Origin of the sequence: Campylobacter sp. FU_497, assembly GCF_025772425.1 — a bacterium.
In the GTDB taxonomy this organism is placed as follows: domain Bacteria; phylum Campylobacterota; class Campylobacteria; order Campylobacterales; family Campylobacteraceae; genus Campylobacter_D; species Campylobacter_D lari_C.
On the sequence record NZ_JAKMSC010000018.1, the window covers coordinates 23,281 to 35,069 of the forward strand.

General features: G+C 29.5%; 9 protein-coding genes and 2 tRNA genes. 4 read left to right on the forward strand and 7 right to left on the reverse strand.

All coding sequences use genetic code 11. The annotated features are described in order from the left end of the window. The first annotated feature begins 61 nt into the window (after positions 1–61). Positions 62–1,105, forward strand: a complete 1,044-nt coding sequence (gene mutY, locus L8W68_RS07085) for an A/G-specific adenine glycosylase (protein ID WP_263675583.1) — start codon at positions 62–64, stop codon at positions 1,103–1,105. After that, complete coding sequence (locus L8W68_RS07090; protein ID WP_263675570.1) at positions 1,095–1,946, forward strand: radical SAM/SPASM domain-containing protein; 852 nt, start codon at positions 1,095–1,097, stop codon at positions 1,944–1,946. Before mutY ends, L8W68_RS07090 begins: the two co-directional genes overlap by 11 nt. Here L8W68_RS07090 and L8W68_RS07095 read toward each other — a convergent pair. From L8W68_RS07095 to L8W68_RS07115, 5 genes are read right to left on the reverse strand one after another with little or no spacing between them, the layout of a single operon-like run. After that, positions 1,936–2,244 (reverse strand): hypothetical protein, encoded by a 309-nt coding sequence (locus L8W68_RS07095; protein WP_263675571.1) that lies wholly within the window; start codon positions 2,242–2,244, stop codon positions 1,936–1,938. The genes L8W68_RS07090 and L8W68_RS07095 overlap by 11 nt on opposite strands. Next, positions 2,199–2,612: a class I SAM-dependent methyltransferase gene (locus tag L8W68_RS07100; RefSeq protein ID WP_263675572.1), complete on the reverse strand. Its 414-nt coding sequence runs from the start codon at positions 2,610–2,612 to the stop codon at positions 2,199–2,201. The genes L8W68_RS07095 and L8W68_RS07100 overlap by 46 nt, the downstream gene beginning before the upstream one ends. A 1-nt stretch (position 2,613) precedes the next feature. Further along, positions 2,614–3,489 (reverse strand): hypothetical protein, encoded by an 876-nt coding sequence (locus L8W68_RS07105; RefSeq protein WP_263675573.1) that lies wholly within the window; start codon positions 3,487–3,489, stop codon positions 2,614–2,616. Then, positions 3,483–4,103 (reverse strand): penicillin-binding protein activator LpoB, encoded by a 621-nt coding sequence (gene lpoB / locus L8W68_RS07110; RefSeq protein ID WP_263675575.1) that lies wholly within the window; start codon positions 4,101–4,103, stop codon positions 3,483–3,485. Before lpoB ends, L8W68_RS07105 begins: the two co-directional genes overlap by 7 nt. A 9-nt stretch (positions 4,104–4,112) precedes the next feature. Further along, entirely contained in the window at positions 4,113–5,459 is a 1,347-nt protein-coding gene (locus L8W68_RS07115) for a hypothetical protein (RefSeq protein WP_263675576.1), read from the reverse strand. A gap of 52 nt (positions 5,460–5,511) precedes the next feature. On the opposite strand from L8W68_RS07115, the gene L8W68_RS07120 reads away from it, so the two are divergent. Then, positions 5,512–5,599: transfer RNA gene (locus L8W68_RS07120), tRNA-Ser, on the forward strand. Here L8W68_RS07120 and L8W68_RS07125 read toward each other — a convergent pair. Then, a complete protein-coding gene (locus tag L8W68_RS07125; RefSeq protein WP_263675577.1) occupies positions 5,600–6,250 on the reverse strand; it encodes a putative metalloprotease CJM1_0395 family protein in 651 nt (216 codons plus the stop codon). A gap of 126 nt (positions 6,251–6,376) precedes the next feature. Between L8W68_RS07125 and L8W68_RS07130 the strand changes: the two genes are divergently transcribed. Beyond that, positions 6,377–6,453: transfer RNA gene (locus L8W68_RS07130), tRNA-Met, on the forward strand. Between the two features lie 6 nt (positions 6,454–6,459). Here L8W68_RS07130 and L8W68_RS07135 read toward each other — a convergent pair. Beyond that, positions 6,460–11,550, reverse strand: coding sequence for an inverse autotransporter beta domain-containing protein (locus tag L8W68_RS07135; protein WP_263675579.1), 5,091 nt, complete (start codon positions 11,548–11,550; stop codon positions 6,460–6,462). Positions 11,551–11,789: the final 239 nt, after the last annotated feature.

Consider the following 11,789-nt stretch of genomic DNA (forward strand, 5'->3'; position numbering starts at 1 on the left):
AAAAATATTTTTTTATTTTAACATAAAGCCTTTAAGAATAGATTGTATAATTTTTTTAAAAATAAAGAAAGTCTTAATGCAAAAAATTCATGAAAATATTTTGAAATGGTATAACGAAAACGGTAGGAAAAGTCTTCCCTGGCGTATTTTGCATGATGAGTATAAAAAATACGCTAAAGCAGATGATTTAGAAAAATTAAAAAACATTGATATTGCTTATGCGGTTTATGTCAGTGAGATTATGCTTCAGCAAACTCAGGTAAAAAGTGTTTTGCAAAATTATTATTTTCAGTTTTTAGCTAAATTTCCTTCTTTAAAAGCGCTTTCTATGGCAAGTGAAGATGAGGTTTTAAAAGCTTGGCAAGGACTTGGGTATTATACTAGAGCTAGAAATATGCACAAATGTGCAAAAATTTGTGTGCAAGAATTTAATGCAAAATTACCATTTGATATTAATGAGCTTCAAAAACTTCCTGGTATTGGAGAATATACAGCTGGCGCTATAGCTTGCTTTGGTTTTTTGCAAGCTAAGTCTTTTGTGGATGCAAATATAAAAAGAGTTTTGAGTAGATTTTATAGTTTGCAAAATCCAAGCTCTAAACTTTTAACACAAAAGGCAAGAGAATTTTTAAACTATGATAACGCATTTGATCACAATCAAGCTTTGCTAGATATAGGGGCTTTGATTTGCTTGCCTAAAAATGCAAAATGTGAGCTTTGTCCTTTAGAAAGCTTTTGTAGTGGAAAAAATGAATATGAAAAATTCAACCTAACTAAAAAAATTCAATACGAAAATACTATTTTAAAAATACTTATAGTACAAAAAAACGAGCAGTTTTTACTCATTAAGAGTCAAGAAAAGTTGTATTTTAATTTATATAATTTTTTAGAATACAAAAACCAAAAAAAAGCAAAATTTATAGGAGAATTTAAGCATTCTTATGCCAAATACAAAATCAATGCTAAGGTATATTTTTTAAAAGATGATGATTTTGAAGACTTTCAAGCTAAAGCTTTTGCTTATAAAGAATTAGAGTATATCACGCTTTCAAAACTTGCTTTAAAGGCATTTGAGCTTTTTAAAAAGAGCGATTATGCATTTTGAGAAAATTTATATAGAATTAAGTGATATTTGTGGGCTAAAATGTGATTTTTGTCCTAGCCAAAAAGCCCAAAGAAAACAAATGAGCCTTGAAAACTTTGAAAAAATTTGTAAAAGCGTGCATAATCATGCCAAGCTTTTTACTTTTCATGTGCTTGGAGATCCTTTAAGGATTTTAAATTTAAAAGAGTATTTAAAAATAGCTTTAAAATTTAATATGCAAATAGAGCTTACTACGAGTGGGTTTTATTTTGATGAAGAAAAAATCAACCTTGTTTTAAGTTTTAAAAATATCCACCAAATTAATATCTCTTTGGGTGCTTTTTTATCTCAAAGTAAAATGAGCTTAAAAGAATACTTTGAGCCTATTTTGAAGCTTATTTTTTTGCACTTAGAAAATAAAAATAATTCTTTTATCAACCTAAGACTTTGGAATTTAGATAAAAATTTCAACCCACCTTTGGAAAATGAAAAAATTTATGATTTTTTAGAGCAAATTTTTAAAATAAAAATTCAAAAGCAAAAAGCTAAAAATCGCTTAGAAAGGCATATTATCTTACACCAAGCCAGGCTTTTTAAATGGCCTTCTTTGAAAGATGAGGTTGTTAGAGAGAAAGGGTTTTGTCATGCTTTAAATGGGCAAATTGCTATTTTAAGTGATGGAACTTTAGTGCCTTGTTGTTTGGATACTAAAGGGGATATAGAACTAGGAAATTGCTTTGAAAAAGATTTTAGTGAGCTTTTAAATTCCTCTTTATATATAGAATTAAAAGAAGGCTTTAAGCAAGGAATTTTAAAAGCTGAGCTTTGTAAAAGGTGTGAGTTTTTGCAATTTAAAAACTGATTTTCCTTGCTCGGACAATTATGATTTCAGGAAATTCTTCATCTAAAAAAGGTTCTTCAAAAAATCCATCTATGATAAAACCATTTTTAAAACAAGTGTTGAAAATTTCTTCTAAAGAACGATGGTAGTAGTGATGTTTTACAGGTTGTTTTTCAAATGCATATCCAAGATAATTATGCGAGCTAAGATATTTTTTAGTTAATGTTACAAAACAAGGATGTTGAGTAGCAAAAACAAAAATTCCATTTTCTTTTAGTAGAGAATAAAGACTTTTAAATAAGGGCTGGATATTTTCCATATCCATGATAGCCTATTTGAAACAGCTTTGCTAAAGGTGTGTTTTTTGGCTAAATTTTGCAAAGTTAATTCATCGCTAGCGTCTATGGTTTGAAAATGAATTTTGTGTAAAAAATTTTTCCATCTTTGTTTTGCTAGTTTTATCATTTGATTACTATAATCAAAAGCGTAAACATTTATGTTGTATTTTTTACACATATAAGCGGAAAAATTTCCATTTCCACAAGCAATATCTAAAATATAATCATCATCTTGTATGTTTAGTAATTCTTCGACTTTAGGACGCACAACTTTTTTATGAAATTCATTAGAATCATCTCCCATTTGTGTGTCCCAAAATTTTGCATTAATATCCCAAGCCTTTTGCATTTTAAAAACCTAAATCAACTCCACCCTCATTGTTGATTTGATAGTTTGCGTCTAAACCTTGCTCTGTTTCTTCTTCTTCTTGATCGTCTTTAGAATGTTTAAAAATATCTTCTGTAATTTTTGTAGCAATACCCCTAAGGGCTTTTTGCTTGCTTGAATTGCTTGTAGAGCTCATTTTAAACTCTAAAGTATTAGAAGCTTTGATTTGAGTTGTAGCAAATTCTATCAAACGATAATCAATGTTAATATTATAAGTTTGAGTGCTAATTTCATTTTGTGTTTGTGTTATTTTAGGATTTAAAATGAGTAAAAAATCAGCACCTAAAACATTGTAAAGCTTAATGAGTTCATCATCGCTTGCATTTTTTATAAGTAAAGATTTTTCTTGATTATAAAGATCAAGATTTGCTCTATCTAAAATTCTAAATTTTTTACTTTGGAGTAAAACACTTAAAAGTTCTTGTTCAAATTTAGCTGAGAGTTCATCTTTAACTTTGTTGATGATAATTAGCGAACTTTTATCCTCAAGGTTTTTTTCACTATAGAGTTTTTTATAAATTACAACTTTTGCGTGAAATTCGTTTTGATTTGTTTGGGTTAAAGATTTAATATCGTAGCTATTAAAAACTCCATTACTAACAAAATCAATTTCCTCATCATAGCCTATATTGAAATTTCCATTAAAATTAAATTCAAATTTTTTAAGCTTAACTTGTTTTAAGCCTTCCATTTTCCCAAGAGCTTCATTGATGGCATTTTTTATTGCTTCGCTTCTTGTATTTCCAAAACCCTCACCATAGCTTTCTTTGTTTAAAGCACTTTGTGCTTGACAAAGACAAACGAGGGTTAAAAAAAGAATTAGTAGTTTTTTTACCATGTTGCACTTTTGCCTTTGCCTGTTTTATTGATGGTTTTTTCATCCTCCCAAAAGGCTAAGCCACTAGTTAAATCCGTAAGAATTAAATGAAAAAAATATTCGGTTTGAATTTTGCCATTGTAAAGTTTAACAGTATCTTGTCTGATTTTACCTGAAAGTGAGAAATTTGGGGCTAAAAGTGTGCCTTTTTTAGCTATGGAGTTTTGATTAAATTCTTCATTGTCTCTTAAATCTCTTACATCATGAGATAAGCTATCTTTTGCTCCACCTGCTGCCACAGCGGTTGTTAGTATAAATTTGCCAGATTTTCTTAATGCTATGGTAATTTTTGAAGTGAGTTTGTCTGTGTCTATTCTTTGCGGGGTGTCATTGATGATTTTTCCTATGGCAACAACTTTTCTATTAGAGCTATTTAAATTTGCAAAAGCAGGATCACTAAGCAAGCTTTGTATCATATCTTCAGCAGTTTTTTCAAAGTCTTCTCTATCAAGTCCCAAAGTAAGTGCATCGCCTTGAACTTTTTGAGAAGCTTTACCATCAGTGTATTTTGGTTGTGAAGAGCAAGCACTGAAAACTAAAAGCGCAAAAACCATAAAAAATAAACTTTTTTTCATTTTATCTCCTTATTGTTCTTTGATTTTATAAATAATATTTGAATTTGGCGCAAAAGATCTTATAAGTACAATATAATTTTTATCTTTTTCCAACTCATCTTCAAAGATTATTTTTTCTTTATTATCATAAATTTTAACTAAGCCTTCATTTTTTAGCATTAAAATACTAGCACTTTTTGGTAAAGCTTGCCACATTCTAAGATCTGCTTTGTTGATTAAAGCAGTACTAACAGTGCTAATAAATGATAAAAAACCACTAGAATCATTATTAGCTATGGCTAAATTAATTGAAGTTTTAAGCGCGCTTGAGGCTAAGGTTTTCATTACCATGGAAGGCAAAAGAGTTTTAAACTCACTTGCTATAATATCATCAAAATAAATTAAATTTTGGGTTTTTTCATCTTGGCTTTGCAAGAATTTATAAGAAGTATTTCTTGATTTTAAATAAGCAAAAGCTACGCTAATATTTGCAATATTATCGTTAAAAATAAATGGTAAAGTAAGATTAAATTCTTCTTTTGTAGCACTAAAACCATCTTCATAGATAATAAAAATATATTTTTGTTGAAGGAAGGATGTTTTTAAATGAGTGAATTTTTCAAATACTTGAAATTGTTTTTGAAGTTGTTTGTTTTTCACATTGCTTAAGGCTGCTTCTTTTAAAAGATCATAAGCTTTAACATAATCTTTGTCGAAAAAGAAAAATAAGGCACTAAGATAACTAGCATAGACATTAGTGTAATTTTTATTTGCGTTAAATGCACTAAGAAGATTGTCATATTGTTTATAGATAGGGTTTAAATTTTGCTGAAAACTTGTATATATTTTTTTATCTTTTTGAAGTTCTTTTTGGTATTCTTCTTGAGCTTTTTGTATATAGTCATAAAAATATTCTTTCATTCTATCTTGTCTGTATAAAGCTCGGTTAAATTCCACTCTTGCGTTTTCAAAATCACCCAAGCTCATATAATTTAAACCTTTGTAAGTATTTAGCATAATCCTTTCATAAAAATAACCTTGATAGTCATTGATGGTATCATTAAGTAAAATTTCACTAAAATTTTTAGTGGCTTTTTGAAGCTCGTTTTGTAAATCTACATCATGTTTATAAGCTTCTTCTGCTTTATCAAAAAATGCATTACTTTTTTCGTAATCTTTACAAACTCTTGCTAAAGAGGCTAAATTTAATCCTGTATATATGGTGTCTTTATCTGCATTTTTTAAAGCTAGGGTATTTTCATCGCATTGTTTGTTTATAAAGGCTTTTTCATAAGATAAATTAACATTAGCATGATTTGAACAAGCACTTAAAAAAAGTAAAATAAAAAGATAAAAACAAGAGTAAAAAAGCTTCATAAATTCCCTTTTTAGTGTAAATTTAAAAAAATAAGTTATAATTTTTATTTTTAGAGAGGTGTCCGAGCGGTCGAAGGAACACGCCTGGAACGCGTGTGTGGGGCAACTCACCGAGGGTTCGAATCCCTTCCTCTCTGCCACTATGCGCTTTTGTTATACTGACTTCCTATGTAATTTTGTGATGTATTTTGTGTGTATGATTTTATGGCTTTGGAATTTGAATTTGTTTTTTCCTCATTCTCATTTTCGCTTTTTTCATTTTGTGCTTTTAGCTCTTTTGCTTTTATTTTAGCTTGTTCGGCGCGTGCGTCATTTTGCATTTGCATAGCATTAGCCGCTACTTTATAATCTTGTGGACTAGGATCAGCTGGTGCCATAGCTGCAGCAATTACTTGCATAGCATTTGCTATAGTTTCTTCTGGAGTATTGCCTTTTTGCATTCTTATAGGCACTTCTCCTTCAACTGCATACATTTTATTATCAGGGCCTCTTGTATAACCAAAACTTGCAGCACCGGCTAAAGCTCCACCTGCTGCTTGGTGGGCTGCCTCATGAGCTCTTACTTCTCTGTCGATTTTTTCAAGCTCTCGTACTTGTTTTACTTCCTCGTTGCTTAAGTCTTTACCATTGACTTTTTGAGTTTTTTCATCTTTTTCTTGATCATTATTGTTTTCTTTTGTTTGCTGTGGATTTTCTTTTTCTGAAATGTTTTCTTTAGCTTGTTCTTTGTCTTTGTTTTGATAAGGATTTTGTGTGTAAAAGGCATTGCTATAACTTGAGCTAATTTGCATTAAAATCCTTTTTTAATATAGTTTTATATTTGTAGCACAAAAAAGTTGAAAAATATATAAAATTTACAAAATAAGTATTTTATGAAATGTTAAGCAAAATAAAGTATAATTTTAACTTCTTTTTATGTCAGGGTAGCTCAGCTGGCTAGAGCGCTGGTCTCATAAGCCGGAGGTCGGGAGTTCAAGTCTCCCCCTTGACACCATCTGGCTTATTTGCTCTTTTGAAAATCACTATCTCTATACTCATAAGTTTGTATTACATAATGGGTAGCACCTTCATAACATGAAAAATCTAAATTAATTTTTTTCTTACCATAATTTTCCCATCCACCTTTAAATCTTGTTTTTTCAGAACCAATACCACCACTTCCTACTACTATAGGACCAGTTATTACTCTATAACTTGAAAGCACGCATTTTCCTCTTGGATTTGGGGTCTCTATTTCTATCCAAACCTCATTTTCAGAGCTAAATTGCGGATCATCTTTCGGAAATGTTATAACGCGACTTTCAAAATGCATTGGTGCAAAATTGACGCTCGTCGGTTCTGTATTTATGGTTTTAAACTCATCTTCTTGTGACTCATAAGTTATTGTAAACCAAATTTTTCTAACAGTTGGATTTGTTAATTGAAAGTTAATTACAGCATTGCCTGTAGAATCTGTCTTAATGTAGTCATCTTTTTCGTTTAATATTGTAACGGTTATAGAAGAAGGTTCTATTTTAAATTTACTATTTGGACGCATATGGTAGACATTGATAATATTATGTGGCTCATGGTAAAATACAGAATTTGGTATATACGATCCATCTTTTCTAGGAGTTACTGGATAGCCAAAATTAGGCTTATAAGTCGTATCGTCAAGATAATGTACTTTTCCAATAAACTTTTGACCTAAAGTAGTAGCACTAATTAAAATATCATTTTGATAAGGTTCTTTTGTCATTAAAGTCACTGTGGCTTGTCCATTATTATCAAATTCACTTTTTTTACTTACAAGGTCAAAATCTCCATTTATATCCCATTCGACTTTAGAATGTGGTCTTCCATTTTTTAAAGTTGCAACGATTTCTTCTTTTTTGTTTTTTCTGCTTTTTTCTTTACTAAGATGTATTTCTGGATTATATTTATACAAGTTAAAGTAACTGACTGCATATTCTTTTCCAGGTCTATCATCATATGTATATCCAAATTCAGCTTTAGGATATTCATTCGTAGAATAGCTTTCGTAACCAAAAAAATCAACAGTAAAACAACCCTCTGAGTCTGTTTTATGTTCTAGTTGCTTTGCCCTTAAATGTTTAGGATCTTGATCGAAAATTACCATAGAGTTAGGAAAGAACCCACAAAATTGTATTCCATTAATATCACTTTCATAATCAATAGTGTTCTTTTGACCTTTAAAGCTTGGAGGATTTATTACTTTTGGATTAAGATTATAGTGTTTGTAGCGAATAGATACATTGCCATGCAACAGAAATGGATTAATAGTCGCTGCTTTTATTTGCATAGAAAATTTATTTTCATATGGAGCTTGTGTTTGAATGTTAATTGTAGCCTCTCCGTTGTCGTTAAAATGATCATCTGCTTGCATTGCAAAATCTCCTTTTTCTGCAAGATCATATCTTATAAGAGATTTAGGTTTTCCTCCCTTTATTTTGCAAGTTACTTGTTGATTTGGTATATCATATACTTCAGATTTATCACAACTAACTTCTGGTGTATATTCCTTTTTAGAGATTTTAATTGTATCATTAAAGTTTTCTTTTGTGTTTTTTGTTTTCATATAGCTAAAATAAAGCTTTACATAAGGCACCGAATAATAATCTTCTATGTCAACTCCTTTCATTGCTATAATAACTTCACCTTTATTATCAACTTTAAATTTTTCTTGTGCAGGTTTTATCAAATCCGCAAATCCGCTAATATTACTAATTTCTGAATTTGGCATCAAACCTCTTACTATTATGTTAAAATCATCTAAAATGTCAACCATTTTTTCATGTCCTTCAAGACTAGGATAATCTATTTCTGGGGTATAAACTGTTTCGTAAGATAATTTTTCACTTAGATTTCTGCCCAAGGCATTTACACTAATTACAGGATCAGTTTTAAATGGATCTTTAGAAGTAATAGTTGCTCTAGCCTCACCGTTATCATTAAATACTGTTTCTTGTTTGCTTAAAGTAGCGTCCCCACTTAAACTCCATTCTACTTTTGAACCAGGATGGCCACCTATTAAAGCAACGCTTGTGCTATCATTAGGTATAGCTTTTATGGTGAATGGATATCCCGCAATTACTAAATCATATTCATCAAAAACAGAAATAGGCTCTAATGTTAATTCTGCTTTTTGACCGCCCTTTTGAATATAATTAAACTTAATAGTAATATCTTTAACACTATAATCACTAATACCATCAAATTCTAAAACAGTCTCCCCATAATAATTAACACTAAAGCTATCTTTTTTTGCTTTTACTCCTTTGCTTCCACTAATTCCATCAATGATTGAATTAGGTAAAAGATTACTTATTTTAATTTTATAAGTTTTATCATATTCAATTAACTTTTCTTCACCTCTAAAACTTGGATATTCTACTTCGGGAGTATATTCTTTAATCTCATAAGGCAATTCTTTACCTACCTTTTGATCTAAAGTGTTTACACTAATGATAGGATTAGCTTTGAATGGAGCCTTGGAAGTAATAGTTGCTTTAGCCTCACCACTAGCATTAAATGTTGCTTCTTGATTACTTAAACTAGCATCCCCGTTTAAACTCCATTCTATTTTTTCATTAGGTTTACCACCTTTTATAGTTACTTCTACATGATCAGGCTTTGGATCTTTTAAAGCTTTGATGTTTTCACTTTCATAAGCATGGATTTTATCTTTACTAAAACTAATGCTTGGGGTGTATTGGTGGAGTTTGATTTCTCCACTTACTTCTTGAGTACTAGCTGTGCTTTGATTATAAGTAGCAATGATTTGTAGTCTTTTAATATTAAAATCTTTTACTCCTTCAAATACTACCTTACTCTCACCTTTATCATCAGCTGTGCTTTCTTTATCGTTGCTAATTCTTAAAGTTTTATTGCTTTGTATATCTTTAGCTTTCCATAAAACTTTTGTTTTTGGCATTAAACCTTTAAGTTTTACTTCAAAGTCGCTTTTATAATCAATCATTCCTTTTTCAAAGTCTTGATGAGTCACAGGATCTTTTCCAGTAGGAAGCTCCATGGTAGCTGAATAGTTTTTGATTTCTAAAACTTTACTTTTTTCTTTTACTAATTCATCGCTCATATTCTTAACAATGATTTTTACTTTTTCATTTCCACTAAGTCCTATGATTTCTACATTACTTTCACCGTTTGCATCAGCTATTAAATTAAGCTCTTTGGTAGTTTTATCTTTATCTATAAATAAAGCATTATCTCCTTGTATGCTCCATTTAACTTTTGTAGAATTAGCTTTTAAGTTTTTATAACTTGCATGAGCTTTTTCTTTATTACCTATAGTGGTTTTATCTAAGATAATATCATTATCTCCATAAATTGCTATTTGAACAAAGGCTTTTAAAGTAACTCCTAATACATTAGCAATGATTGTTGCTTTTTCTTTATCTTTCATATTTGTATCAGGCTTATAGATGATATTTGAATTTCCATCTTTATCAGTTTTATCTGAACTTGGAGTTTTTTCTAAGCTTCCTTTACCAATTAATTTCCAATTTATATCTAAATCACTTGCTAAATCACTTCCTGCAAATGTGATTAATGATTGCTCATGTCTTTGTATATTAGAAGGTTTGGCAAATACTCTAAAATCTCCTTTTGGAGCTATGATGGTAATAGGGAAACTTTCTTGAGCGTTACCTGCTTTTGTAATTAAATTGGTTTGATGGATTCCATAGGCATGGATTATTTTTACAAAAACCTTTCCACTATCATTAGTAATATAATGATTTCCATCTTTTAAAATTACACTTTTTTGTTCAGGGGTTACACTCATAGCAACATTTTTAACTGCTTGGTTAAAACCATTTTTTAGCATAATACAATGAGTATTATCTCCTAAATTTCCACAATAAGAAATATGATAAGCATTATTAATAGCTTTATATTCAAGCACCATAGAATAATCTCTATCTATAAAATTGGTTCTAGATCCTTCAATGGTATTATTTATACCTGCAAATTTAGGATCAAAAGCATGTTTGAAGGCATCTTTATCTAAAGGTATATTAAAATTCATAGCTATATTTGTGCCTTGTTTATCACTCTCATTGCTTATTTTATGACTTAGCGAAAAAGTTAATGCAGGACAAGGTGAATAAGTAATACCTCCTTCATATATTAGAGGATTTTTTTCTAAATCTTCATAGCAACTTACATTGCCAAATGGAGCTACTTTTTCTCCATACCATTTACTCATATTAGCAAAAACGGCTACATTGCTCATAGAAGGAAAAGCATATTTAACACCCATGTCCCAACCATTAGCAGGGCGTTCTAAGAAAGTTAGATTATTATTAGTATTTTTAAAATCATAACTATTAATCCAACCACTTAATCTTTGATAAATATTAGCATGAAAAGCGAGTGTATCTAGCATACTTTCAAAACCCAAAGACATTCTTTTATGTTCTCTGCTAAAATCATGATCATAAACTAGGTTTAATCCTAGCATGATATTGCCTGAATTATTTAATGCTAATGCATTAGGATAATATCTTATACCACCACCAAAATGACCTATGATTCTATTGTTATCATATCCACCTATACCGCTTTGTAAAAAATAGGATATTTTTGGATTATCTTTATCTGTAAAAGGTATAAGCACTCTAGCTTTTCCATCTAGTGTATTTTTGTAGTTTAAGCTAAACTCACTGTTGATAGAATGATTAAGAGATTGTAAATATTCTTGGATTAAAGTATTAGCTTGTAAGCTTAAATAATTACTTGCTAAATCTCTTATAAGATCATCTCTTTCTTTATCATCTTTGGCATTATATACATTACCTATGGTTTGGATGGTATTAATAACCTTATTAGATAATTCTTCATCTTCTTTACTAAGATTAGAATCTTTATTTGGTTTTTCTTCTAACAGCTTTTTAACTCTTGGATCAATACCATTATATTCTTTAAGTATTTGCTTTTGATCATGGTTTACATGATTAAGCGCAAGAGTTTGATCATTATCTATAATGATTTTATCTTGATTTTTTAAAATCATTATTTGAGAAAAAAGAAAAGTGTGAATGAGTAAAACAAATAAAAGCGTTTTTTTCATATCCCCCCCCCCTAGAATCCTTTCATAAAGTTTGATTTGTGATGAGAATATGATAACACAAAAAATAAAAAAGTGATAAAAAAGTGATAAAAAAGTTATAAAACTATTGAAAAATAGGTAAAAAACTATCAAATATAATAATTATTTATAAACTATAATCAAAATTACTTTTATTTTTTATTAAAAAAATACATATAGATTTGTTATTATTTACATATCATCAAAAATTACTTATATTT